The sequence below is a fragment of the Xanthomonas arboricola genome, from assembly GCF_002940665.1.
Taxonomy (GTDB): domain Bacteria; phylum Pseudomonadota; class Gammaproteobacteria; order Xanthomonadales; family Xanthomonadaceae; genus Xanthomonas; species Xanthomonas arboricola_B.
The window spans coordinates 588,129-611,211 of sequence record NZ_MIGY01000003.1 but is presented as its reverse complement, the minus strand read 5'-3'; the positions used below and the strand labels follow the sequence as shown (position 1 = coordinate 611,211).

Sequence of the window (23,083 nt, the reverse complement as noted above, 5' to 3'; positions counted from 1 at the left end):
CGCCTGCTTGTTGCTCTGCTTGTGATGGAACGGTTGTTGGACGCACCATTCTCCGAACAATGCACGCCATGCCCTGTGTGCGCCCCTGCACACCGACCATCTCGACTGGTCCTTGCCCGCTCACCGTCGCGGGACCTTACGCGGCATGGATGCCGCGTAAGAGCCTACAGGGACGTACTTGCGGCGTGTCCCGCGATGGTGGGCGGGCAAGGGCCCTGCAGCCAAGCCGCAACTCAGCGACCTGCCATGGACCGGCGTCAAACCACTGCGCTCACCGTCGGTCGGGCGCGCAGGTGCCATCGCAGCGCTGGCCCAGTGGCGCATCATCGCCGCCCATCGGCAAGTCCCTGCGTCGCCTCATGCCGCCATCGGTGAAGTGAACGGCATCGCTATACTTGCGTCCTCAGTCATGGGGTAGTGCGAATGGACAGCCGGGAATCAGGGATGAAGTGGTCGGGTACGCGGCGCGTGTTGCTGTGGGTGGTCTTGCTGGGCGTGGCGATCGGTGCGGTGGCGTGCAAGCGCAACGAAAGCGGCCAGCTGCCTGCCGCCAGTGGCGAGGCGATCAAGGCCGACACGCAGGCGATCACCGGTTTTGCGCTGGCGCGTGCCTATCCCGACCAGACCGGCGACGGCCTGTCGCTGGCGCTGGAATTCTCGCGGCCGTTGGTGGGCACGCAAGACTTCGATGCGCTGGTGCGTTTCGAGGAAAAGGTCGGCACCGGCGACAGCAGCTGGACGCTGTCCGATGACGGCAAGACGCTGCGCTACCCGTACGTGGAAGCGGCCAAGGACTACACCGTGCTGGTCGACGCCAACCTGCTGGCCGCCGATGGCAGCCGCCTGGGCAAGCCGCTCAAGCAGAAGGTCTACACCGGCGCGCTCACGCCGGTGGCCGGGTTCGCTTCGCAAGGCAGCGTGCTGCCGGCACGCGAGAGCCGCGGTCTGCCGGTGGTGTCGGTCAACGTGCCGGAAGTGGACGTGGAGTTCCTGCGCGTGCGCGAGAAGTCGCTGCCGGCGTTCTTCCAGCAGTTCCAGCGCGGCGGTCGTCGCGGCAGCTGGGAGCTGGAGAGCGACTACAGCGACAAGCAGCCGTTGTCCAAGCTGGCAGACCCGGTCTACGTCAATCGTTTCATTCTCGGCGGCAAGCAGAACGAGCGCGTGCTGACCTACCTGCCCACGCAGGACATCAAGGAGCTGCAGGAGCCGGGCCTGTACTTTGCGGTGATGAAGCGCGCCGGCAGTTTCGACAATGGCTTCGATACCGCGTTCTTCACCGTCAGCGACATCGGCCTGCACACGCGCGCCTACAAGGACAAGCTGTTCGTGCACACCGCCTCGTTGCAGAGCGGCGAGCCGATCAAGAACGTGGAAGTGCGCGTCCTCGACGCCAAGGGCGAGCTGTTCCTCAAGGGCGCCACCGACGGCAACGGCAATGCGCTGCTCAACTACACGCTCGATGCCGGCCACGTGCTGGTGGCGCGCAGCAAGACCGATATCTCGGTGCTGCCGTTCAACCAACCGGCGTTGGACCTGAGCGAATTCGCAGTGGCCGGGCGTGAGAGCGCCTGGTTCGACGTGTTCGCCTGGGCCGGCCGCGACCTGTATCGCCCCGGCGAGACCATGCGCGTGTCGGCGATCCTGCGCGACAACGACGGCAAGCCGACCGCCGGGCCGACGAAAGGCGGGCAGCCGGTGTTCCTGCGCCTCAAGCAGCCGGACGGCAAGACTTTTCGCGAGACCAAACTGCAGCCGGGCGAGCAGGGCTATTTCGAGTTCACCCAGCAGATTCCTGCCGATGCGCCGACCGGCCGCTGGCAGGTGGAGTTCCGCACCGATCCGGCCAGCAAGGACGCCGTGCAGGGCATGACCGTGCGCGTGGAAGAGTTCCTGCCCGAGCGCATGAAGCTGGATCTGGACAGCACGCAGAAGACCCTGAGTGCCGGCCAGCCGTTCACGCTGGTCGCCAATGCCGCGTACCTGTATGGCGCGCCGGCCGACGGCAACCGCTTCACCGCCAAGCTTGCGGTCAGTGTCGAGCAGCATCCGCTCGATTCCTTGCCGGGCTGGTTCTTCGGCGACCCCACGCTGGAACTGCCGCGCGAAGCCAAGGACGTGATCGACACCGAGTTCGGTAGCGATGGCGTATTGCGCGAAGACATCGCGCTGCCTGCCGAAGCCAAGCCGGTGAGCACGATTGCCGCTGTGGTCTCGGGCAGCGTGTACGAGACCGGCGGGCGCACCGTCACCCGCAGCGTCAAGCGCGTGCTGTGGCCGGCCAAGGCGCTGCTCGGCGTGCGCCCCCTGTTCGACGACAAGGACGGCACCGACGCCAACGGCACCGCGCGCTTCGAAATCACCCGCGTGGATGCCGATGGCAGGCCGCAACCGGCCAAGGGCCTGAAGGCCACGCTGGTGCGCGAGCTGCGCGACTACCACTGGAACTACACCGACGACCATTGGGATTACGACTTCACCCGCCGCTTCGAGAACAAGGACACGCGCACGCTCGACATTGCCGGCGGCAACGCCAAGCTCGAGGTCCCGGTGGAGTGGGGCGAGTACCGCCTGGACGTGTTCGACCCGGCCACCGGGCTGACCACGCGTTACCCGTTCCGCGCCGGCTGGAGCTGGAACGACGAAAATCGCGGCCTGGATGCGCGCCCGGACAAGGTCAAGCTGGCCTTGGACAAGACCGCCTATCGCGCCGGCGACACGCTCACCGTCACGCTGACCCCGCCGCATGCCGGCAAGGGCGTGCTGCTGGTGGAAAGCGACAAGCTGCTGTACGTGCAGGACATTGACGTCAAGCCGGGCAGCAGCTTCGAAATTCCGGTGACCGACGCGTGGGAGCGCCACGATGTGTACGTCACCGCGTTGGTGTTCCGCGGCGGCAGTGCGCCGAGCAAGATCACCCCGGCGCGCGCGGTGGGCGTGGCGTATGTGCCGATGGACCGCAAGGCGCGACGCGTGGCGGTGGGCCTGGCCGCGCCCAAGCAGATGCGCCCCGAGCAGGCGTTGCCGGTGACGGTGAGCGTGCCGGAGCTGGCCGGCAAGGCGGCGCACGTGACCATCTCGGCGGTGGACGTGGGCATCCTCAACATCACCCGCTTCCCGGTGCCCGATGCCAACGCGCAGTTCTTCGCGCAGCGTCGTCTGGGCACCGATGCCTACGACATCTATGGCCGCGTGATCGAGAGCTTCGAAGGCGCCAGCGGCAGGCTCAAGTTCGGCGGCGACATGGCGCTGGAAGCCTTGCCGCAGGCCAAGCGCCCGACCGCGCGCGTGCAGACCGTGGACCTGTTCTCCGGCTCGGTGAAGCTCGATGCCAAGGGCAATGCGCGCGTGCAACTGCCGGTGCCGGATTTCAACGGCACGCTGCGGGTGTCGGCGTTGGTGTATTCGGATACGCGGTTCGGCAACCACGCGGTGGAAACCGTGGTGCGTGCCCCGATCCTGGCCGAGGCCAGCATGCCGCGCGTGATGGCACCGGGCGACCGCAGCACGGTGACGCTGGATGTGCAGAACTTCACCGGCAAGCCGGGCGAGTTCACTGTGCGCGTGGCCGGGATCGGCCCGCTGGCCATCGCCGAGGCGGCGCGCAGCGTCAAGCTCGGGGTGGACGCCAAGCAGACGCTGAGCTTCCCGCTGAGCGCCACCGAAGGCTATGGCGTGGCCAAGGTGCGCGTGCGCGTGGACGGCAACGGCTTCAAGGCCGACCGCAGCTACGACCTGCCGGTGCGTGCCGGCTGGCCGCAGGTGTTGCGTGCACAGACGCGCGTACTCGATCCGCTGGCGCCGATCACCCTGGACAGCGGCTTTGCCGATGGCCTGATGGCCGGCTCGGTAACCGCGCGCATGGTGGTCAGCCCGCTGCCGCCGATTCCGTTCGCCAGCGCCTTGCAGGGTGCGTTGGATTATCCGTACGGCTGCGCCGAGCAGACCACCAGCAAGGGCTACGCCGCGCTCCTGCTCGACGATGCCACCGCCAGGGCGCTGGGCACCAAGGGGCTGGAAGCGGCCAAGCGCCGCGAGCGCATGGAAGGCGCATTCGGCCGCCTGGCCTCGATGCAGATCGCCAGCGGGCATTTCTCGATGTGGGGCGACGACGGCTACGTCAATCCGGGCCTGACCCCATATATCGCCGAGTTCCTGCTCGACGCCAAGGACGCCGGTTTTGCGGTGCCCGACAATGTGCTGCAGAAGGCGCTCAATCGGCTCAGCGAGGACCTGCTGTCCGGTGGCAACGAGTTCTACGGGCAGGACCGCCGCGATAGCCTGAAGTTCGCCAACCAGGCCTGGTCCGGCTATGTGCTGGCACGCGTCAACCGCGCCCCGCTGGGCACGCTGCGCGCGCTGTACGACAACCAGCGCGACAAGGCGCTGACCGGCCTGTCGCTGGTGCATCTGGGCGCGGCGTTGTCGCTGCAGGGCGACACCAAACGTGGGCAGGCGGCGATCAAGGCGGGCTTTGCCAAGGACAGCAGCGAGCGTCCGCCGTACTTCGCCGATTACGGCAGCGCGATCCGCGACGATGCCTTGATGATGGCGCTGCTGCACGAGCGTGGCTTGTCCAAACCCGAGTACGACACCCGCGCAGTGGCACTGGGCCGCGCGCTGGATGCACGTCGCGCCACCGGCTGGCTGTGGCTGAGCACGCAGGAGCAGGTGGCGCTGGCGCGCTTGGGCAAGGCCTTGATGGTCGGGCAGGGCAAGCAGGTATCGGGTACCTTGACTGTTGGCGGCGAGACGCAGGAGATTGCGCCGGCACGCCTGTTCGGGCGCAGTTTCGACAGCGCCGCCCTGGCGCGCGGCGTGCAGTTCGCACCGCAGGGCCAGGCACCGATGTACGCCAGCCTGGAAGTGGCCGGCATCCCGCGCAGCGCGCCGGAGCCGGACACGCGCAACCTCAGCGTGGAGCGCAGCTGGTACACCACCGATGGCAAACCATGGACCCCGCGTGCATTGAAGGAAGGCGAAGCGCTGATCGTGCGCGTCAGCATCACCGCCAACAGCAACATGCCGGACGCGCTGCTGACCGACCTGTTGCCGGCCGGTCTGGAGATCGAGAACTTCAACCTCGGCGATGCCAAGCAGTGGGCCGACGTGGTGGTGGACGGCATCGGCATCAGCGAGCGTTCCAGCGCCGCCGACGTCAAGCACGAAGAATTCCGCGACGACCGCTATGTGGCCGCGCTGGCGCTGTCCTCGGGGAGCAAGGCGCAGCTGTATTACCTGGTGCGCGCAGTCACCCCGGGCACGTACACGGTGCCGCCATCGTTGGTGGAAGACATGTATCGCCCGGAGCTGCGCGGCGTGGGGCGCAGCACGCCTGCGACGATGACGGTAGTGCAGCCGTAGCACAACGAGGTAGGAGCGCGCCAGCGCGCGATGGGACGTACTTGTAACGCCCCATCGCGCGCTGGCGCGCTCCTACGTTCGGGATTTCCTCACCGCAGCGAGCGTCCGACGCCGATGCAAGCGTTTGCGTGGCTGGGCCAGCGTGCAGCGATGATCAGCGCTCTCGGGCTGCCCAAGATGTCGGCAGCGCAGCTGCCGGGGTTGTTTGCAGCGAGCAAGGCGTACAGCGTGCGGCTGATGGTCAACGCGCTGTGGGAAGGCTTCATCGCCGGCTACGGTGGCGACGCCGATGCCGAGCGTGATTCCCGACAGGGTCTGGGGCCGCCCGTACCGCGAGGGCGTGTCGATCATCCAGACCGACGCGCCGGAGGCCTTGCTGCGCTATCGCGCTGCGCTGGAGCAGCGGTGAGCGTCGCGTTGCATCGCCGCATGCAGCTGGCGCGCGAGGCGAGCGCAGTGTCGTCGCGCCGCGTGCGGCCTGGTACGGCGGTGATGTCGTTGCCAGCGGTATAGTCAGGTCCTGTTTGCACGCAAGGACGTCTGCATGCCATTCGATACATCCCTGCGCCGCCTCACGCCGCATGTCGTCTGGTTATTGATGCTGCTGGTCGCGCTGCAGGTGCGCGATGTGGCCAAAGCGCTTGGTTTTCCAATCCCGAAAATCCCGGTGCCTTACGGCGGCGGGATTGTCGACAATTTGCTCAGCGTCGTGGTCGTGCTCGTCGCAGCGGCGTTGCTGCGTCCTGGCATGCCAGGCGAGCTCGCGACGCGTCTGGGGTTGCGTTGGAACGGCTTACGCGGCCCTGTGCTGACGCTGCTGGCCACACTGCCGTGTTGGCTGGGGCTGTGGACGCAGTCCAGCTCGGCCGGCACCGACGATCTGCTGGGCCTGCTGTGGTTGGCGCTGCTGTTTCCGTTGGCCGAGGAGATCGTGTTTCGCGGTTTCGGCTTCGTCTTTGCCTGCCGTGCGCTGGCCTGGCGTCCGGCAACCGCTGCGCTGCTACAGGCGGTTGTGTTTGGCGGCGTGCATTGGCTCGGGGCGGGCGGTGGAGGCGGTGAGGCGTTGCTGATCTTCGCCATTACCGGCATCGGTGCGCTGCTGTTTGCCATCGTGGACGCGCAGGATGGCTACACGATCTGGAGTGGCTGGGTGTTGCATGTCTCGCTCAACGCGGCCTGGACGGTCTTTACGGTCTCCGATTCGGCCGCCAGCGGCTGGCTCGGCATTGCGTTGCGCCTGTCTGCGGTGTTCCTGGCGATGGGGCTGCTGCGGCTGTTCGTAAGGCCGCGTCGCTCGCCGCACGCGGGCGTGGCGGGCTAGCGCGCCTGTCGTCGCGCAAGCAGGAGCGTGCAGTCACGTTGATCGCTCAATGCCGCGGCTCGCCGCGCGCGATGGTGGCCGAAATGCGTTTTGCCCTGCATCCTTGGCAGGATGGATGAGCAGCAGTACGCACAGGCAAGGACCGACCGGACGCAGGAACGCGCCGCTGGCAAGGATGCTGTGGCCCGGCGTGGCCGGCGCTGGTTGACGGGGCTGCGCTGGGGCGCGGTGGCACTGTTGTCTGCGGGGTTGTTGCTGGACCTGGCCTTCCCACTGCCGCTACCCAAATCACGGGACACCTCCACGCTGGTGGTGGCACGCGATGGCACGCCGCTGCGCGCGTTCGCCGACCGCAACGGGGTGTGGCGCTATCCGGCCAGCCCGCAGAGTGTGTCGCCGCTGTATCTGCAGGCGTTGCTCAGTTACGAGGACCGCTGGTTCTGGCGCCATCCCGGGGTCAATCCGTGGGGCCTGCTGCGTGCCGGCGGGCAGTGGATCGGGCAGGGGCACATCGTCTCCGGCGGTTCGACGTTGACCATGCAGGTGGCGCGCATCCTCGACCCGCATACGCGCACGCCGTGGGGCAAGGCCAAGCAGCTGCTGCGCGCGCTGCAGCTGGAAGCGCACCTGAGCAAGCGCGAGATTCTGACGCTGTATCTGGAGCGCGCGCCCTATGGCGGCACCATCGAAGGCGTGGAAGCGGCCAGCTGGGCGTACCTGGGCAAGCCAGCCAAGGCCTTGTCGCAGGCCGAGGCTGCGCTGCTGGCGGTGTTGCCGCAATCGCCCAGCCGCCTGCGCCCGGATCGCCATCCCGAGGCCGCGCAACGCGCGCGCGACAAGGTGCTCGATCGCATGGTGGAGCTGGGCGTGTGGTCGCGCGCGCAGGTGGACGATGCGCGAATCGAGCCGGTGGTGACGCGCTCGCTCAAGCCGCCGTTGCATGCGGCGCTGCTCGCGCAGCGGTTGCACAGCGCGCAACCGCGCGCGGCACGCATCGTGACCACGCTGGATGTGGAGCTGCAGCGCACCCTGGAAGAACGCGTCACGACATACTTTTCGCAGCTGCCCGAGCGCACCTCCGCGGCATTGCTGGTGGTGGACAACGCCACCATGGAAGCGCGCGCGTATGTGGGCTCGGCCAGCTTCGGCGATCGCAAGCGGCTGGGGCATGTGGACATGGTGCAGGCCTGGCGCTCGCCCGGTTCCACGCTCAAGCCGTTCCTGTACGGCATGGCATTGGACGATGGGTTGATCCACTCCGAAAGCCTGTTGGTGGATGCGCCGCAGAGTTTTGGCAGCTACCGGCCCGGCAATTTCGATGCGGCGTTCAATGGGCCGGTGAGCGCGGCGACGGCGTTGCGGTTGTCGCTGAACGTGCCGGCGGTGGACCTGCTCGACCGGATCGGCCCGGCGCGGTTTGCTGCGCGGCTGTCCAATGCCGGGATCGAGCTGCGTTTTGCGCACGGCAGCGTGCCCAATCTGGCGTTGATCCTGGGTGGCACAGGCGCGCAATTGCAGGAACTGGTCGGTGCATTTGCGGCGCTCAATCGTGGCGGTATCGCCGGGCGCGTGCGCTATACGCCGGACGATCCGCGCATCGAGCGCCGGCTGATGTCGCCGGGTGCGGCCTGGATCGTGCGCGAGATCCTGCAACGCAATCCGCGCCCTGGGTACGGCAGCGGCACCTTCGACACCGCCACGCGCCCGGGTGTGGCCTGGAAGACCGGCACCAGCTATGGCTACCGCGATGCGTGGGCGATCGGCGGCACGCGTCGCTACACGGTCGGGGTGTGGGTGGGGCGTCCGGACGGTACGCCGCTGCCGGGCCAGTACGGCGCCGTCACCGCACTGCCGCTGATGTTCGAAGTCATCGATGCCTTGCCGCGCAGCGCCGGCGATAGCGCGCCGGTGCCGATGCCGGCCACCGTGCAGGCGCTGGACATCTGCTGGCCGCTCGGCGGCGCCGCCGAGCAGACACCGCCGGCGCAATGCGCACGCCGCGCCGACGCCTACGTGCTCGATGGCGCAGTGCCGCCCACCTTTGCCGAGCGCGACGCACGGCTATGGCAAAGCGGGCAGCTGCATTTCGACGTGGATGCGCGCAGCGGCCAGCGGCTGTCGCAGGAGTGCAGCCAGGCGCATGAACGCGTGCCGCATGCAGTGGCGCGCTGGCCGGCATTGGTCTCGCCCTGGCTCAGCACCGCCGAGCGCAATGCTGCGCAACTGCCGCCACTTGCGGCGGACTGTCTGCCCGATGGGCGCATGACCGGGGGCGGTGTGCTGCGTATCGACGGGCTGAGCGATCGCGCCACGCTGGCGCGTGCCAATGCCACCTCGCGTCCGGTGCGCCTGCAGCTGCGCGCCCTGGGCAGCGACGCGCGCATCGACTGGTTGCTGGACGGCCGCTGGATCGCACAGACCAACGCACGCCAGGGATTTCAGCGCGATTTCGAAGAGGTCGGCACGCATACGCTCACCGCAATGGCCAGCGACGGTGCCTGGACGCAGCTGCGCTTCCGCGTATTGCGTTGACCGGACACGTGCTGCGCCCGACCAGTGTGCACACACCCGTAGGAGCGCACCCGGGCGCGATGGGGCGTTACCGGGAATGCCACGTCGCGCCCGGGTGCGCTCCTACCGCCACAGGCAACCACACACCATCCTGCGGCACAGAAAACAGACAGGGCGCTCAAGGCGCCCTGTTTGCTTAAATCATCGAGTCGATTTCAACTTTCAACGTCACTGTGAATGTCGATACCGATCATCGCTCGCAACGCTCATCGCTACGTTGCAAGACTTAGCTCACTCGCCGATCCAGCCTTCCAGCAGGTCGGCGAACTCGTCGGCATGCTCTTCTTCCTGGGCCAGGATGTCTTCCAGGATGCGCTTGGTGGTGGTGTCCTTGTCGCCGATGAAATCGATCATCTCGCGGTAGCTGTCGATGGCAATGCGCTCGGCGATCAGGTTTTCCTTGACCATGTCGCGCAGGTCGGTGCCTTCCTTGTATTCGGCATGCGAGCGCTTGGTCAGGGTGTCCGGGTTGAGGTCCGGTTCGCCGCCCAGCTGCACGATGCGCTCGGCGAGCCTGTGTGCGTGCGCCTGTTCCTGCTGCGCATGCTCCAGGAACTCGCCCTTGACCGCGTCGGCAAGCATGCCCTTGGCCATGAAGTAATGGCGGTAATACCGCAAGGTGCACACGTATTCGGTGGCCAGTGCAGTGTTGAGCAGCTCGATCACCGCCTCGCGGTCGGCGTGGTAGCTCTCGGTGATGGCACCGTCTTCGATGCTCTGGCGTGCGCGGCTGCGCAAGGTGGCGGTATCGGTGATGCCGTCGGGGAGTTGCTTGGCTGGCTGGTTAGACATGGCTGGCCGGTTTCCTTCTGAGTGGTTGGGGGGAATCAATGCATCAATCGGGCAGGTGCTGCAGCACGTAATCGGCGGCAGACACCTTGAATTCGCCGGGTTCTTCGACGAACAAGGCCTTGACCACGGCGTCGTCGGCATACAGTGCGTAGCGGCGCGAGCGCAGGCCCATGCCCGAGCCGCTGGCGTCGATCTCCAGGCCCAGTGCGCGGGCCAGTTCGGCGTTGCCGTCGGGCAGCAGGTGCAGGCCGTCGGGGATCAGCTGGCTGCGGCCCCAGGCCTGCATCACGAACGGGTCGTTGACCGCGGTGCACAGCACCTCGATGCCGCGTTTGCGGAATGCGTCGAAGTGCTCCACATAGCCCGGCAGGTGTTTGGCCGAGCAGGTCGGAGTAAAGGCGCCCGGCACCGCGAACAGCAGCACCTTGCGGCCGGCGAACAGGCTGTGGGTGTCGACTGCCTCGATGCCCTCGCGCAGGCGCTTGAGCACGACTTCGGGAATGCGGTCACCAACGTGGATGGTCATGGGGCTGGGCTCCTGCGGCTGAACGAAGTCTAGAAAGGGGCGAGGGAAAAGCGCGTCAACGCGCTTGAAATCCGCAGCGGCACGCCTATCTGACGCACATGGCCGGCGCAATGGCGCACGCCGCGGCAGCCGGCCCCTCACCCAACCTTTTGGAGGCTCGCAATGAACATCGTTCGTTATCCCCAGTGGCCCACCCATGCGCTGCAAAACGAGATCAAGCACGTGTTCGACCGTTTCTTCGAGCAGAACGGCGACACCGACGAATCGGCGGTGGTGACCGCGCAGTGGGTGCCGCGCGTGGACATCAAGGAAGAGGCCAACCACTTCGTGCTGTATGCCGACCTGCCAGGCATCGACCCCGCCCAGATCGAGGTGCAGATGGACAAGGGCATCCTGTCGATCAAGGGCGAGCGCAAGGGCGAGTCCAGCACCGAAACCGAGCGCTTCTCGCGCATCGAGCGCCGCTACGGCAGCTTCCATCGTCGCTTCGCGCTGCCCGACAGTGCCGATGCCGACGGCATCACCGCAACCGGGCACAACGGCGTGCTGGAAATCCGCATCCCCAAGCGCCCGGCGGCCACCCCGCGCCGCATCCAGGTTGGCAACGGCCAGGACACCGGCGGCAGCACCGTGCAGTAAGGCAGCAAACCCTGGAGCGAAGCGGCGTGCTTCGCTTCCCGGCGGCAACTGCACCGTAGAATAGGTGCGGTTGCCCGCCCGGCTGCGATATGACTGGCTCGTGGCCTCGGCTGCGGGCCGTTTTTTTCAGAGGTGATTAGATGGAATTCAAGGATTACTACGCAACGCTGGGCGTGGAGCCCAGCGCAGGCGATGCGGAGATCAAGACCGCCTACCGCCGGCTGGCGCGCAAGTACCACCCCGACGTCAGCAAGGAGGCTGGCGCCGAAGACAAGTTCAAGGCGATCAACGAAGCCTACGAGGCGCTGCGCGACCCGGCCAAGCGCAAGGCTTACGACCAGCTCAAGGCGCAGGGCTTCCGCCCGGGCGACGAGTTCCAGGCCCCGCCCAGTTACGGCGGTGGGCAGGGCTACGACTACGAGGAAGTGTTCGGCAACGGCGGCGCCGGTGGCGGCTTCAGCGATTTCTTCGAAAGCCTGTTTGCCGGCCAGCGCGGCGGCCGTCCGCGTGGCCCGGGGACCGGTGCCGGCGCGGGGCCGCAGGCGCGCGGCGACACCCGCGCCAAGCTGGCGGTGCCGTTGGAAGCGGTGCATGCGGGCGACAGCGTGCGCATCACCATCAACGGCAAGCAGCTGGATGTGCGCGTGCCCAAGGGCGTGCAGCCTGGCCAGGTGATCCGCCTGAGCGGGCAGGGCAATGGCGGCGGCAACCTGCTGCTGGAGATCGAATACGCCGCGCACCCGCAGTTCGAGGTGGACGGGCGCAACATCCTGTACACCCTGCAGGTCATGCCCTGGCAGGCGGCACTGGGCACCACCATCAACGTGCCGACCCTGGGCGGGTCGGTGGAGTTGAAGGTGCCGGCCGACTCGGACGCCGGGCGCAAGCTGCGCCTGCGCGGCCGCGGCCTGCCGGGTACCGCGCCGGGCGACCAGATCGTGGAGCTGGAAATCCTGGCCCCGGCTCCCACAGACGATGCGCAGAAAAAAGCCTACCGCAACCTGGCCAAGGCGTTCGGCGAATCGGTATAGGCCGCGTGGGCCGCCGCGGGGAAGGGGTGAGGGTTCGGTTTTGGGCAGGTGGCGCGCCAGCGAACGCCGATCTGCGGCGGCAAAACGCCGCCGTACCCGCATCCGGCGCTGCGCGCTACCTTCTCCCGATGCGGGAAGGGACCGATCGCCTCTGCTGTGGGTGAAGGATTGAGGGGCCAGCATGCATGCGATGCATGGGCCAACGACCCTCTGCGATGTTGCTGAATCCAGCTGCGCCCTGTCCAACGTAGTACGCGTTGGACAGCACACCAGCAACGCGCCACCGGATCACACATCGCAACCGCATCGCCGGGCGCACCCCCTGGCCCAGCTACCGAAAGCGCGGCCGGCGCACTACACTCGCCGCGCACACTAGGGGAAACGCATGGCACGCATTCTGATCGTCGACGACTCGCCGTCGCAGCTGCTGGGGATTCAGCGCATCGTCGAGAAGCTGGGGCACGAAACGATCACCGCAACCGATGGTGCTGCCGGCGTGGAAGCGGCCAAGTCCTCGTTGCCGGATCTGGTGCTGATGGATGTGGTGATGCCCAACCTCAATGGCTTCCAGGCCACGCGTACGCTCAAGCGCGAGCCGGCCACCCAGCACATCCCGGTGATCCTGGTGACCACCAAGGACCAGGACACCGATCGCATGTGGGGCATGCGCCAAGGCGCGCGCGCCTACATCACCAAGCCGTTCTCCGCAGACGAGTTGCTGGAAGTGATGGAGCGCGTGTTCAACCAGAAAGACGAACCGCCGACCGTATAAGTACTTGGGCGCGCTGTGGCCTGGCAGTGTGATGAAGCGGCGCGCGATGGCGGCCGGCGCGATCGACGGAGGCATGCTTAACCGACCGCGTTCGGCCGCGTTGGCCAGTGCCGGCGACTCTCGCCCCCCGATGCTGATGCCGTAACCAACGACGCGTTCCCCGCCATCTGCCCATCAGTGTTCGTAGGCCATCGGCTGCATGCTGGGCGATCGCCCGCAGGCGGCAGGTTGATTGCCCACAGGCCCGGTTGCATCGTCTGGCTGCTCCCCGACAGCCAGGGCCGGAACGTCGGCCCCTTTCCGGCCCGCAAGAGCGCATCGGCGGTGCGCGCCCTGCCATCGCCCGATTCCCTTCCCCCCGCTCGATGCACCCCGGCGGCTAAATCGGCATGCGCCGGTTGAGGCCTTTCAAAACGGTCGGTCTGCCCCATCTAGTAGAATCATCGAATCACACAACACGGCGGCACTGCGGGACTGGCCCGCACAGCCCCTCGATCACGGAGCGTGCATGGCCTGGAACACACCCGGCAACAAGGGCGGAGACGGCCCGGACCCCAACCGTCGCAGGTCCTGGGACCCGCGCGGTGGTGGCAACGGTGGTGGCTGGGGCAATCTGCCCGCCCCGTTGAAAGAGCTGTTCGATGGCGGCGTGGGGCGCTGGATTCTGGTTGCGGTGGTGCTGATGGTGCTGTTCTCCAGCTTCCAGCTCATCGGCGAGCAGCAGCGTGGCGTGGTGCTGCGCTTCGGCCAGTTCTCGCGCATCCTGCAGCCCGGCCCCAACTTCAAGCTGCCCTGGCCGGTCGAGTCGGTGCGCAAGGTCAACGCCACCGAGATCAAGACCTTCAGCAACCAGGTGCCGGTGCTGACCCGCGACGAGAACATCGTCAACGTCTCGCTCAACGTGCAGTACCAGATCAGCGACCCGCGCAAGTACCTGTTCGGTTCGCGCAATGCCGATCTGGTGCTGGAGCAGGCCGCGCAGAGTGCGGTACGTGAGCAGGTCGGTCGTTCCGACCTCAATACCGTGCTCAACAATCGCGGCCCGCTGGCCATTGCCTCCAAGGACCGCCTGCAGGCGGCATTGGATGCCTACAACACCGGTCTGGCCGTCACCGGTGTGACCCTGCCCGACGCGCGTCCGCCCGAAGAAGTGAAGCCGGCCTTCGACGAGGTCAACGGCGCCCAGCAGGTGCGCGAGCGCCTGATCAACGAGGCCCAGGCCTACGCCGCCAAGGTGGTGCCCGAGGCACGCGGCCAGGGTGCGCGCACCCGGACCGGCGCCGAAGGCTACAAGCAGGCGGTGATCTCCAAGGCCGAGGGCGACGCCGATCGCTTCACGCTGTTGCAGGAGCAGTACGCCAACGCCCCCGAGGTCACGCGCAAGCGCCTGTGGCTGGAAACCGTGCAGAAGGTGCTGTCGGAGAACCGCAAGGTGATCGGCAGCGATGGCCGCCAGGTCATCTACGTGCCGCTGCCGGCCGACGCCAGCAAGTCCGCCAGCACCAGCGGTGCTGCGGGCAACAGCGGCATGCCGTCGATGGTGCCGCAGGATGTGCTGTTGAATCCGCCGCAAGCCACTGGCGGCAGCGAGGGCATCCGCAATCCGGAGCGCGGCCCGCGCCCGACCGGCCGTGAGGGAACCGAACAATGAAGAATTCGCTAGTCATCGGCCTGATCGTCGCCGTGTTGCTGACCCTGATGGGCTCGGTGTTCGTGGTGCGCGAGGACCAGACCGCCATGGTGCTCAACCTGGGCCGCGTGGTGCGTGCCGACCTCAAGCCCGGCCTGCACTTCAAGATCCCGGTGGTGGAATCGGTGCGCGTGTTCGATCGCCGCTTCCAGGTGCTGGACACCGCCCCGGCGCGCTACTTCACTGCCGAGCAGAAAGACGTCAGCGTGGACTTCTTCGCCATCGGCTACATCTCCGATGTGCGGGCGTTCTATCGCGCCACCGGTGGCGAGGAGTCGGTGGCCAATTCGCGCCTGGCCCCGATCATCACCGACTCGCTGCGTAACCAGATCAACTCGCGCACGTTGCAGCAGCTGGTCTCCGGTGATCGCAGCGAGTTGATCGCCAACCAGCTCAAGGGCATCAACGGCGCGATCAAGGGCCTGGGCATGCAGATCACCGACCTGCGCATCAAGCAGATCGATCTGCCGACCGACAGCCAGGTGATTACCGACGTCTACGAGCGCATGCGCGCCCAGCGCAAGCAGGAAGCCAGCAAGCTGCGCGCCGAAGGCGAGGAGCAGGCCCTGACCATCCGCGCCCAGGCCGACCGCGAGTCCACCGTGATCGTGGCCGACGCTGAGCGCGATGCGCAGAAGTTGCGCGGCGAAGGCGATGCCGACGCAGCCCGCATCTACGGCCAGGCCGGATCCAAGGATCCGTCGTTCTATGCGTTCTATCGCAGCCTGGAGGCATATCGCAGCTCCATGACCGATGGCAACGGCGTGGTGGTGCTGGATAAGAACGATCCGTTCCTGCAGTACCTCAAGAGCGATCGTTGATCGCTCTGCTTTGAATCGAAAACGCCCGCGTGATGCGGGCGTTTTTGTAGGTGCCTGTCACTGCCGAGCAGGCATGCGCGCGCCGCGCGTAGGAGCGCACCCGGGCGCGATGAAGCATTACCGGTAACGCCCATCGCGCCCAGGTGCGCTCCTACGCGCGGCGCGCGCCGGCCGATGGATCGGGCGCATGGCGTTTCATGGACTGCGATGCTAATGGGTCATGTCCGGAATCCGCAGCTGCCTGGCGCGCCTCTCTCGTGCTGGTCAGACACGTCCCGGTAGGAGCGCACCCGGGCGCGACGGGCCTTACCGGCAGACCCCCGCTGCCTTTGACAGTCAACCGCCACCTGGATCCCCTAGCGCAGAACGCGGCAACCGCCGATATCCCGCGTTGTCCAAGGCCGTCAGCATCGCGCCATGGCCAACATCGACTCTCCAGGGCATCGCGCGCTGCGCCGCGGCAGGCAGTCTTCGCCCAACAGCGTTTACCTGTTGGCCACCACGACGTGGCAGCGTCGCGCCGTGTTCGCAGATTTTCTGCTTGCAGCAACCGCCTGCCGCGCATTCACCGCAGCAACGCCTTGCGATGCCAGGCTGCTGGCCTGGGTATTGATGCCCGATCATGCGCATTGGCTGTTGCAACTGGGGAGCGTCACCTCTTTGGCCGACGCCGTCTCACGCATGAAAGCGTGCGCAGCGCGTTCGGTGAACGATCAGCGGCAGCATCACGCACCGGTCTGGAGCCGCAGCTATCACGACCACGCGTTGCGCAAAGACGACGACCTGCACGCAGCCGCGCGTTACCTCATCGCCAATCCGCTCCGGGCCGGGCTGGTCACCCACATCGGTGATTATCCGTTCTGGAACGCGATCTGGCTCTGAGCTTCGAGCCGCCGGCAGAACTACTGCGTGCTTACCGTTTGCCGCACTCCGCCGCGTAGGCGCGCACCTGGGCGCGACCGGCTTTACCGGGAACGCCCGTCGCGCCCGGGTGCGCTCCTACGCGGGGCGCGTGGAGGCTGCGGACGCGGCACACTGCAGTTCCCTACGTCCCGGTGTTGCTGATGCACGAATTCTTGTCCGCGTTATGCCTGATCGCCGTCGTCGAAGGCCTGCTGCTGTTTGCCGCGCCCACCGCCTGGAAGCGCATGGCCGAGCAACTGTTCAGTCTGCCCACCGCGCAACTGCGTGCGATTGGCGGTGTGACGCTGGTGCTGGGCGCGATCGCGCTGTGGGTGGTGCGCCACTGAGTGGTTGGTCCATCCCGACCGCAACGGGCAGCGTAGGAGCGCACCCGGGCGCGACGGCTTCACCGGTAGCCTGTCGCGCCCGGGTGCGCTCCTACGAGCCATTGGGATTGTCGCTACGGGATCTCCCAGGCTAGGGGCCGGCAGCGCTCGGAGCGCCGCGCAACCGACGGCCAGCCGCAATCTGACCGGCCCCCGATCCGCCGTGCGCCAGGGGTAGTGCACGCCACCGGAAACCCGGATAATGCACAAAAGCCGGCCGGGCACGCTCATACAGGGCACCTCGTTCGGCTTTTTCCGTGTCAGGGCTTCACGCGCCGCTGCAACGCTCCCCGATGGAGCCGCGCGCCAGGTGGCGCCGCCAGTCGTGAACCGGTCCCATCCCGCGGCCCCGATGGCCGCAGCAAAACTCAGGAGTTCACCCGTCATGGGTCAGTCAGTTGTCGTGCTCGGTGCCCAGTGGGGCGATGAAGGCAAGGGCAAGATCGTCGATCTGCTTACCGAAGAGATCGGTGCGGTGGTCCGCTTCCAGGGTGGTCACAATGCCGGCCACACGCTCGTCATCAACGGCAAGAAGACCGTCTTGCACCTGATTCCGTCCGGCATCCTGCGCGACGACGCGCTGTGCCTGATCGGCAATGGCGTGGTGATCTCTCCGGCCGCGCTGATCAAGGAAATCAGCGAGCTGGAAGGTGCCGGCGTGGAAGTGCGCTCGCGCCTGAAGATCTCCCCGGCCGCGCCGTTGATCATGCCGTACCACATCGCCCTGGATCAGGCGCGCGAGAAGGCGGCCGGCGGCAAGGCCATCGGTACCACCGGCCGCGGTATCGGCCCGGCATACGAGGACAAGGTTGCCCGCCGCGGTATCCGCATCGCCGACCTGCATTACCCGCCGCAGCTGGAAGAGCTGCTGCGCACCGCGCTGGACTACCACAACTTCGTGCTGACCAAGTACCTGGGCGTGGAAGCGGTGGACTTCCAGAAGACCTTCGACGAAGCGCTGGCCTTCGGCGAGTACGTGCAGCCGATGAAGTCGGACGTGGCCGGCATCCTGCACGACCTGCGCAAGCAGGGTAAGCGCGTGCTGTTCGAAGGCGCGCAGGGCGCGCTGCTGGACATCGACCACGGCACCTATCCGTACGTCACCAGCTCCAACACCACTGTCGGCGGCGCACTGGCCGGCACCGGCGTGGGCGCCGATGCGATCGACTACGTGCTGGGCATCGCCAAGGCCTACGCCACCCGCGTGGGTGGCGGCCCATTCCCGACCGAGCTGGACGACGAAGTGGGCCAGGGCATCCGCGACCGCGGTGCCGAGTACGGCGCCTCCACCGGCCGGCCGCGTCGTTGCGGCTGGATGGACATCGTCGCGCTCAAGCGTGCGGTGGCCATCAACGGCATCTCCGGCCTGTGCATCACCAAGCTCGACGTGCTCGACGGCATGGAAAAGCTCAAGGTCTGCATCGCCTACGAATACCGCGGCAAGCGTACCGAGTACGCCCCGCTGGACGCGCAGGGCTGGGAAGAGTGCACCCCGGTGTACCTGGAGTTCCCGGGCTGGACCGAAAACACCCACGGCATCACCGAGTGGGACAAGCTGCCGGTGGCCGCGCGCGCCTACCTGCGCGCGCTGGAAGAACTGGCCGGCTGCCCGATCTCGATCGTCTCCACCGGCCCGGATCGTGACCACACGATGGTGCTGCAGGATCCGTTCGCCTGATCGGCTGACCCCAGACGCGGCATCGTCCAACGGCCCGGCTTGTCCGGGCCGTTGGCATTTGAGGATTGCTGAGCAGTGGCAAGACCTTTGGCGATGCGCGAGCGAGGGTCATCGCCGGCACTGCAAAGCCTGCGCCTTTGCCCCGTCCACGGGAACTCGCATGCGTCTTCCCCGGGCGATCGTCATCGCCCTGACCGGCACCGCCCACGCCGCCGAATCCGCACCGGTTACCGCCACATCGGCCATCACCACCCAGGTGCCGCGCATCGCCAAGCCCAGCCACCACGCCATTGACTCACTTTGCCGCGCCGGCAGTCACCTGGAGGTGGGGAGCGAAGCGTGCTTGCAAAATCAGAAGGGGTGCGGGGACCCTGACTCGCACGCATGGTTGCGGTGCTTTAGGTGCCTCACGCTGTCAGTGGAGTGCCCCGGTCCGCCCTGGGAGAGGCGCGTAGGCGCCCGCTCGGACGCGGTTGCTTTCGAGCACGCAGGCAACCGGCATGCGGTGTAGATGCAAGGTGCTGTGACACGGCTGTGCTACATTTGCGCGTGCGCAACCCATAAGCTCGAGGATTTCATGAGCACTACAACCATCCGTCTTCCAGACGAACTCAAGATGCGCGTTGCTGCAGCAGCCAAGCGGGGCGGCACGACGGCACATAATTTCATCCTGGAAGCGATCGCCGAAAAGGCGGAATCGGTCGAGCGTCGTGCCGATTTCGATGCAATTGCCGAGCAGCGGTATGCCGGCATTGTCGCGTCTGGGAAGACCATCGCCTGGGACGACATGCGTGGCTATCTGGAAAAGCGCATGGCCGCCGAGCCGGCAAAGCGTCCCACGGCCCGCAAACTAGCCCGGTAGCATGGCGCGTATCGAACTGGCACCGGAGGTTGCACAGGATCTTGAGCGGATCTTCGACTACCTTCAGCGCCACGAGGCGGCGCATGTCGCAGCACGCCTGCGCGGGATCATTGCGGCAATCGATGTGCTGGAAACCAATCCGCTGATCGGCCGGCCGGCTGGCGGCGACAAGCGCGAACTGGTGATCGGTCGCGGCGCGCACGGCTATCTGGCGCTGTACTGCCATGTCGCGCAGATCGACACGGTGTTTGTGCTGGCCGTTCGCTTGCAACGCGAGGCGGGCTTTGCGGGGCCGTGACGTCCGCAGTTCTCTGATCGCTGTAGCCCGGCGCCCCTGTTATTCGATGCATTGCCACCCGACCCGCGCAAGCCGTTACCGGGGATCGTCGCGCGCCACGCCGGCGCTACCAACCGCGGCTGCCTGCACATCATGGACAAAAAACGCCGCAACGCCTCGCTGTCGGCCCAGCGCTGCCGTTATCCCATGCGCATCGACGCGCTCTCACGCTGCCGGTTGTCCATCTCCTGCTGTTGGCTCTGCGCCAACGCCTGCTGGCGATCGGTAGTGGCGACTTCTAGCTGGTGCAGCGACTGCTCCACCGGCGTCTGCACGGCCACGTCGGTCGGCATGTGGGCACGCAGATGCGCCGGGTCGTTCAACTCGCCCTGCACCACAAACACGTGGCGGCCGGCGGGGCTGTCTGCAGTCTGTTGGCTCAGCACCACGTGGTCGGCCCGGTCCAGGTTGTTCTGGCGTGCGAGGGTCATCACGCTGGCGATGAGGCGCTCGCTGTTCTCGTCCGGTGTGCGTCCGGCTTGCGCATCGATCGCGTTCACGCCTGCGCGCACCTGCTGCAGCAATGCGTAGTCCCGGTGCTCAGGGCCGATATCGGCGAGTTTGGTGGGCGGCTGCATCCGATCGGGCAGCCCGTCGACCGATACCGTGAGCGGGCTGCGGGTAATGGAGCGGTGCGGATCGTCTTCGTGGAACTGCGTGGCTTTCTGCTGCCGTTCCAGACGCACGGCGCGGGCATCGTCGAGTTCGGCGATACGGCCGGGATGTGTTTCTTCGCGCATGGAAAGATGCCCGCCGCCTGCGCTGACGTTCATCCATTTCTGCTCTTTTTCAAAGTACATCGCGTAGAAGCTGTTGCTGCCGATGACGTTGGGGTCGACGGCTGAGCGGCCTTCCAGCATCTGGATCGCCTCGGTGGTGCCGAGCTTGGCCAGGTACTGGCTGCCGGCCGCCAGTCCCATCTGCGCAAAGGTCTCGTAGCCCGTGTTCCTGATACGGGCAGCGCCGCCGTACTCGTTGTCGAGCATGTTGGTCCAGATCTGTTCTAGCTTTTGGGGACCGCTTTTTTCCAGGGCTGCTTGCAGGAGGACGCGTGGGGTCCAGCAGTTGGGGTCGAGCTCATGGTCCAGGAAGGCTTGGTCGTGTGCTCGCATGACGTCCTTGCCGGGAAGGTTCAGTGCCATATCCGGACGCTCTTTGTCGAACCAAGCTTGTCGAAGCTCAAAATCCTTCTTGAGCAGCGTTTGCCCGAACTCTTCCCACTGGCGTTCGCTCAATTCAGCATTGGCAAAGCGCGAGCCAGTATCGCGCTGTGTCTTGGCATAGTCTTGCGCGTAATTGTTAGCCACTTGCCCTGGCAAGCTGTCGTTGCGCACGACGCCTAATGCCAGCGTCCCATAGCCGTCTGCTCCATCAAGCTGCGAGAGATAGTTCCAATACAGCTCGCGATTGCCTTTATTTGCATAGCTGGAAAGAATTTCCAGATCCTGCTCACTCAGTCCGCTCACCGGCTACTCCCTGTAAATACGCTAATCACCGAATTTTACTGCGGGTTAATACGCCCCTCACCGCATCTTCCATGCGCTTCCAGTCCTTCAGGAATGCACGCTTGTAGTTGAGACTGATGGAAAGTTTGTTTTCGATGTCAGAGAAGTAGTGGACGCAACTTGCAGCAACGGCACTTTTTTCATGGACCACTTCAGATCCCTCCAGCCGAACGCCATCTGCTCGAAATTTTTTGCTGTCGCACTTAATGAACGTGGTCAAATTGCCGCTGGAGTCGCGCGCGACGTACCAGTCGTCTTCAAACGCAGGGTTGCGCGTCGGAGGCTCGCCGTGGTGGGCTTCATACGCTTTTACATATGCCGCCATCTTCTCCTCATCAATGGCATAGGGCGTTAATCCGAATGCTTCAGGCTGTGCGATGCGGAGATCGAGCCGGGCGACAGGATTGCCCCGCTCAACTGAGTCTGCCTCTGTACGCTTATCGTTTGACGAGAAACGCTCAAGCAATACCTCAATAGGAACACGGTCGACATAGTCGATAGACACGGAAATTTCTTTGCGGAAATCATTCGTACGCGGGTTTGCCCGTGCCCCGGGCGGGGTGGGGGTCATGTCTGGCCACTCGATGACCAGCGTCACGCCTTCGCCCGGCCATGGTGCGATCTGGCTGTCCAGGTAGTTGGCGGGGATGCGGAAGGTGTTCGGCCCCAGCTTTACGTCAACCGGCGCGTCCGAATAGGTGTGCCCGTTGATGGTGCGGCCTGTGGTGACGGTGCCTGACATGGGGGAAGTCCTTTTTTGTTCGGGTGATGGCGTCCGTGCACAGGCACTGCCGGTGACGGCGATGGCGAGTGCAAGAGCCAGGCACCGGCCGGATGACATCATGTGCATTGGTCAATCCATTGCAGGGTTCGCCGCAACTATAGGCAACTTGGGATCAGCGTGACAGCAAGGGCCAAGCCTGCGATTGTCCGTGCCATGCGCCGCACGACACGGGAATGCGATCACGCTCTGCCGGAAGGAAAGGCGCGTGGATCAAAACGCGGGCGGTGCAACGGCAGCTCGCCACGTGTGCCGAAGGACGTTTGCCGCCCTTGATCGCACTAAGTGTCGAGCTGCAGCGTGGTCAACGCCGCCGTCGCCGCCTCACGCTCCAAACGCACCATCGATCGTATGCATCGCCCCGGTGACAAAGCTCGCTTCCGGACCCGCCAGCCAGGCCACCATGCCGGCCACTTCGTCGGCGCGGCCGTGGCGTTTGATCGCCATGAAGCTGTGCATCAGGTCTTTCATCGGCCCGTTTTCCGGGTTGGCGTCGGTATCGATCGGGCCCGGTTGCACCACGTTGATGGTGATGCCACGCGGCCCGAGGTCGCGGGCCAGCCCACGTGCCAGCCCTTGCAGCGCGGATTTGCTCAGCGCGTAGGACGCCATGCCGGGCAGCGGCATGCGGTCGCCGTTGACCGAGCCGATCACGATGATCCGCCCGCCGGGTGGCATCTGCCGCGCGGCCTCCACGGCGGCGTGGTAGGGCGCGTGCACGTTGATGCGGAACAGCCGGTCCACCGCGTCCGGATCCTGGTCCAGCGCATCGCCGAACAAGGCGATGCCGGAGTTGACCACCAGCACATCCAGCGGCCCGCTGCGGCGTACCGTGGCGATGACCGCATCGCGGTCGGCGCTGTCGGCCAGTGCCGCGGTGCTGCCGGTGTCACCGGCCAGGCGCTGCGCCGCGTCGGCAGAGCCGGCATAGGTAAACGTCACCCGCGCGCCCTCGGCCACGAAGCGCCGCACGATGGCGGCCCCAATCCCCCGGCTGCCACCGAGCACCAATACCGACTTGTCTTTGAACGCTGACATGCACCACCTCGCAATTAATGTAGCGAGTAATACATAATAGTTTTCGCCTGCCGTCAAGGATTTTGTAAC

At 66.1% G+C, this 23,083-nt stretch carries 18 protein-coding genes and 1 pseudogene; 14 read left to right on the top strand and 5 right to left on the bottom strand.

Annotated features, from left to right (window positions below):
- Window positions 1-444 precede the first annotated feature (444 nt).
- The 4 genes and pseudogenes from XarjCFBP7645_RS16205 (at window position 445) to pbpC (ending at window position 9,214) form a co-directional block, all read left to right on the top strand.
- Window positions 445-5,361: an alpha-2-macroglobulin family protein gene (locus tag XarjCFBP7645_RS16205; protein ID WP_181126362.1), complete on the top strand. Its 4,917-nt coding sequence runs from the start codon at window positions 445-447 to the stop codon at window positions 5,359-5,361.
- 159 nt (window positions 5,362-5,520) lie between these two features.
- Window positions 5,521-5,770: pseudogene (locus XarjCFBP7645_RS16200) on the top strand (glycerophosphodiester phosphodiesterase family protein); the annotation flags it as partial.
- Window positions 5,771-5,905: 135 nt separating this feature from the next.
- Entirely contained in the window at window positions 5,906-6,682 is a 777-nt protein-coding gene (locus tag XarjCFBP7645_RS16195; RefSeq protein WP_258079573.1) for a CPBP family glutamic-type intramembrane protease, read from the top strand.
- Between the two features lie 111 nt (window positions 6,683-6,793).
- A complete protein-coding gene (gene pbpC, locus XarjCFBP7645_RS16190) occupies window positions 6,794-9,214 on the top strand; it encodes a penicillin-binding protein 1C (RefSeq protein WP_104538336.1) in 2,421 nt (806 codons plus the stop codon).
- A gap of 270 nt (window positions 9,215-9,484) precedes the next feature.
- On the opposite strand, the gene XarjCFBP7645_RS16185 is transcribed toward pbpC, so the two are convergent.
- Window positions 9,485-10,045 carry a ferritin-like domain-containing protein gene (locus XarjCFBP7645_RS16185; RefSeq protein WP_104538335.1) on the bottom strand — a complete coding sequence of 187 codons (561 nt, stop codon included), beginning with the start codon at window positions 10,043-10,045 and terminating at the stop codon, window positions 9,485-9,487.
- A 43-nt stretch (window positions 10,046-10,088) separates the two neighbouring features.
- The gene (locus XarjCFBP7645_RS16180) at window positions 10,089-10,571 is read right to left on the bottom strand and encodes a peroxiredoxin (protein WP_016903926.1); all 483 of its coding nucleotides are present in this window, start codon (window positions 10,569-10,571) and stop codon (window positions 10,089-10,091) included.
- Between the two features lie 162 nt (window positions 10,572-10,733).
- Here XarjCFBP7645_RS16180 and XarjCFBP7645_RS16175 point away from each other — a divergent pair, with 162 nt between their 5' ends.
- From XarjCFBP7645_RS16175 to XarjCFBP7645_RS16125, 10 genes are all read left to right on the top strand, one after another.
- Window positions 10,734-11,210: an Hsp20/alpha crystallin family protein gene (locus tag XarjCFBP7645_RS16175; protein WP_104538334.1), complete on the top strand. Its 477-nt coding sequence runs from the start codon at window positions 10,734-10,736 to the stop codon at window positions 11,208-11,210.
- Between the two features lie 140 nt (window positions 11,211-11,350).
- The gene (locus XarjCFBP7645_RS16170) at window positions 11,351-12,241 is read left to right on the top strand and encodes a DnaJ C-terminal domain-containing protein (RefSeq protein WP_104538333.1); all 891 of its coding nucleotides are present in this window, start codon (window positions 11,351-11,353) and stop codon (window positions 12,239-12,241) included.
- 385 nt (window positions 12,242-12,626) lie between these two features.
- Complete coding sequence (gene pilH / locus XarjCFBP7645_RS16165) at window positions 12,627-13,013, top strand: twitching motility response regulator PilH (RefSeq protein WP_104538332.1); 387 nt, start codon at window positions 12,627-12,629, stop codon at window positions 13,011-13,013.
- A 508-nt stretch (window positions 13,014-13,521) separates the two neighbouring features.
- Window positions 13,522-14,664, top strand: coding sequence for an FtsH protease activity modulator HflK (gene hflK / locus XarjCFBP7645_RS16160; protein ID WP_104538331.1), 1,143 nt, complete (start codon window positions 13,522-13,524; stop codon window positions 14,662-14,664).
- Window positions 14,661-15,524 carry a protease modulator HflC gene (hflC, locus tag XarjCFBP7645_RS16155; protein WP_104538330.1) on the top strand — a complete coding sequence of 288 codons (864 nt, stop codon included), beginning with the start codon at window positions 14,661-14,663 and terminating at the stop codon, window positions 15,522-15,524. Before hflK ends, hflC begins: the two co-directional genes overlap by 4 nt.
- A gap of 417 nt (window positions 15,525-15,941) precedes the next feature.
- On the top strand, window positions 15,942-16,406 hold the full coding sequence (locus XarjCFBP7645_RS16150) for an REP-associated tyrosine transposase (protein WP_104538329.1): 465 nt from the start codon (window positions 15,942-15,944) through the stop codon (window positions 16,404-16,406).
- A 182-nt stretch (window positions 16,407-16,588) separates the two neighbouring features.
- Complete coding sequence (locus XarjCFBP7645_RS16145) at window positions 16,589-16,774, top strand: DUF2065 domain-containing protein (protein WP_104538830.1); 186 nt, start codon at window positions 16,589-16,591, stop codon at window positions 16,772-16,774.
- Between the two features lie 424 nt (window positions 16,775-17,198).
- Window positions 17,199-18,491: an adenylosuccinate synthase gene (locus XarjCFBP7645_RS16140; RefSeq protein ID WP_104538328.1), complete on the top strand. Its 1,293-nt coding sequence runs from the start codon at window positions 17,199-17,201 to the stop codon at window positions 18,489-18,491.
- 577 nt (window positions 18,492-19,068) lie between these two features.
- Window positions 19,069-19,353 carry a ribbon-helix-helix protein, CopG family gene (locus XarjCFBP7645_RS16130; RefSeq protein ID WP_104538326.1) on the top strand — a complete coding sequence of 95 codons (285 nt, stop codon included), beginning with the start codon at window positions 19,069-19,071 and terminating at the stop codon, window positions 19,351-19,353.
- 1 nt (window position 19,354) lies between these two features.
- Window positions 19,355-19,651 carry a type II toxin-antitoxin system RelE/ParE family toxin gene (locus XarjCFBP7645_RS16125; RefSeq protein ID WP_104538325.1) on the top strand — a complete coding sequence of 99 codons (297 nt, stop codon included), beginning with the start codon at window positions 19,355-19,357 and terminating at the stop codon, window positions 19,649-19,651.
- 179 nt (window positions 19,652-19,830) lie between these two features.
- On the opposite strand, the gene XarjCFBP7645_RS16120 is transcribed toward XarjCFBP7645_RS16125, so the two are convergent.
- From XarjCFBP7645_RS16120 to bdcA, 3 genes are all read right to left on the bottom strand, one after another.
- Window positions 19,831-21,156, bottom strand: a complete 1,326-nt coding sequence (locus XarjCFBP7645_RS16120; protein ID WP_181126361.1) for a Smlt3024 family type IV secretion system effector — start codon at window positions 21,154-21,156, stop codon at window positions 19,831-19,833.
- 25 nt (window positions 21,157-21,181) lie between these two features.
- Complete coding sequence (locus tag XarjCFBP7645_RS16115) at window positions 21,182-22,045, bottom strand: Smlt3025 familytype IV secretion system inhibitor (RefSeq protein WP_104538324.1); 864 nt, start codon at window positions 22,043-22,045, stop codon at window positions 21,182-21,184.
- A gap of 255 nt (window positions 22,046-22,300) precedes the next feature.
- Entirely contained in the window at window positions 22,301-23,014 is a 714-nt protein-coding gene (gene bdcA, locus XarjCFBP7645_RS16110) for an SDR family oxidoreductase (protein ID WP_104538323.1), read from the bottom strand.
- Window positions 23,015-23,083 lie beyond the last annotated feature (69 nt).

Coding starts and splice junctions, on each gene's coding strand:
- XarjCFBP7645_RS16205 (WP_181126362.1), top strand. CDS start 445: ATGAAGTGGTCGGGTACGCGGCGCGTGTTGCTGTGGGTGGTCTTGCTG.
- XarjCFBP7645_RS16195 (WP_258079573.1), top strand. CDS start 5,906: ATGCCATTCGATACATCCCTGCGCCGCCTCACGCCGCATGTCGTCTGG.
- pbpC (WP_104538336.1), top strand. CDS start 6,794: ATGGATGAGCAGCAGTACGCACAGGCAAGGACCGACCGGACGCAGGAA.
- XarjCFBP7645_RS16185 (WP_104538335.1), bottom strand. CDS start 10,045: ATGTCTAACCAGCCAGCCAAGCAACTCCCCGACGGCATCACCGATACC.
- XarjCFBP7645_RS16180 (WP_016903926.1), bottom strand. CDS start 10,571: ATGACCATCCACGTTGGTGACCGCATTCCCGAAGTCGTGCTCAAGCGC.
- XarjCFBP7645_RS16175 (WP_104538334.1), top strand. CDS start 10,734: ATGAACATCGTTCGTTATCCCCAGTGGCCCACCCATGCGCTGCAAAAC.
- XarjCFBP7645_RS16170 (WP_104538333.1), top strand. CDS start 11,351: ATGGAATTCAAGGATTACTACGCAACGCTGGGCGTGGAGCCCAGCGCA.
- pilH (WP_104538332.1), top strand. CDS start 12,627: ATGGCACGCATTCTGATCGTCGACGACTCGCCGTCGCAGCTGCTGGGG.
- hflK (WP_104538331.1), top strand. CDS start 13,522: ATGGCCTGGAACACACCCGGCAACAAGGGCGGAGACGGCCCGGACCCC.
- hflC (WP_104538330.1), top strand. CDS start 14,661: ATGAAGAATTCGCTAGTCATCGGCCTGATCGTCGCCGTGTTGCTGACC.
- XarjCFBP7645_RS16150 (WP_104538329.1), top strand. CDS start 15,942: ATGGCCAACATCGACTCTCCAGGGCATCGCGCGCTGCGCCGCGGCAGG.
- XarjCFBP7645_RS16145 (WP_104538830.1), top strand. CDS start 16,589: ATGCACGAATTCTTGTCCGCGTTATGCCTGATCGCCGTCGTCGAAGGC.
- XarjCFBP7645_RS16140 (WP_104538328.1), top strand. CDS start 17,199: ATGGGTCAGTCAGTTGTCGTGCTCGGTGCCCAGTGGGGCGATGAAGGC.
- XarjCFBP7645_RS16130 (WP_104538326.1), top strand. CDS start 19,069: ATGAGCACTACAACCATCCGTCTTCCAGACGAACTCAAGATGCGCGTT.
- XarjCFBP7645_RS16125 (WP_104538325.1), top strand. CDS start 19,355: ATGGCGCGTATCGAACTGGCACCGGAGGTTGCACAGGATCTTGAGCGG.
- XarjCFBP7645_RS16115 (WP_104538324.1), bottom strand. CDS start 22,045: ATGCACATGATGTCATCCGGCCGGTGCCTGGCTCTTGCACTCGCCATC.
- bdcA (WP_104538323.1), bottom strand. CDS start 23,014: ATGTCAGCGTTCAAAGACAAGTCGGTATTGGTGCTCGGTGGCAGCCGG.